Source organism: Ligilactobacillus hayakitensis DSM 18933 = JCM 14209, from assembly GCF_000615845.1.
Classification (GTDB): domain Bacteria; phylum Bacillota; class Bacilli; order Lactobacillales; family Lactobacillaceae; genus Ligilactobacillus; species Ligilactobacillus hayakitensis.
Map to the genome: position 1 here is coordinate 1 of NZ_BAML01000069.1, position 1142 is coordinate 1142.

At 38.8% G+C, this 1142-nt stretch carries 1 pseudogene; it reads left to right on the plus strand.

Annotated elements, in window-relative coordinates:
* Positions 1 to 1142, plus strand: a pseudogene (locus JCM14209_RS10150) (hypothetical protein); the annotation flags it as partial.

Consider the following 1142-nt stretch of genomic DNA (forward strand, 5'->3'; position numbering starts at 1 on the left):
TCAGAACACTCTGAATCAACATCAGAATACCAATCAGTATCAGAAGAAGTTTCAAACAGCTTAGAAACATCTAAGTCAGAAGCAAATTCAGTAGTTGAATCAGCAAGTGACTCAGCATCAACTTCAGCAAGTGAAAGTGAATCAGTAGTTGAATCAGCAAGCACATCAGCTTCAACATCAACATCAGTATCACAAAGCAAGAGTGAAAGTGGCGTAACAAGCTTAACTTCAGAAGAAGCAAGCCAAAGTAATTCAGTTAAGTCTGAATCAGAATCACAAAGCGAATCAGTAAGATCAGCAAGTGAACAAGCTTCAGAATCAGTATCAGAACAACAAAGCACAACTGAAGCAGCATCAACAAGTGCCTCAGAAAGCTTATCAAGATACTGGAATGAATCAGCATCAACAAGCGCAAGCAAGTCAACATCAGATTCAGAATCAACTTCAACAAGTCAATCAGACTCAGCAAGCAAATCTGTATCTGAAAGTACTTCAACACCAGTTGAAGATCACTCAAGTGAAGTACAAAGCCAAGTCTCAGAACATTCTGAATCAACATCAGAATTTGCCTCAACAAGTGAATCAGTTTCAAACAGCTTAGAAACATCTAAGTCAGAAGCTAACTCAGTAGTTGAATCAGCAAGTGACTCAGCATCAACTTCAGCAAGCGAAAGTGAATCAGTAGTAGAATCAGTAAGCAACTCAGCTTCAACATCAACATCTGTATCACAAAGCAAGAGTGAAAGTGGCATTACAAGCTTAACTTCAGAAGAAGCAAGTCAAAGCAATTCAGTTAAATCTGAATCAGAATCACAAAGCGAATCAGTAAGATCAGCAAGTGAAAGTGCAAGCAACTCAGTATCAGAACGTCAAAGCACAACTGAATCAGCATCAACAAGTGCCTCAGAAAGCTTATCAAAACTTTGGAATAACTCACAAAAACCAAATGAAGATAAGGGTCACTCAAACAGTGAATTCTCTTCAGTAAGCGAATCAGCAAGCACATCAGTTTCTGAATCAACTTCAGCAAGTGAATCAGTAAGCACATCAGTTTCTGAATCAACTTCAGCAAGTGAATCAGCAAGCACATCAGTTTCTGAATCAACTTCAGTAAGCGAATCGCAAGCACCATCAGTTTCTGA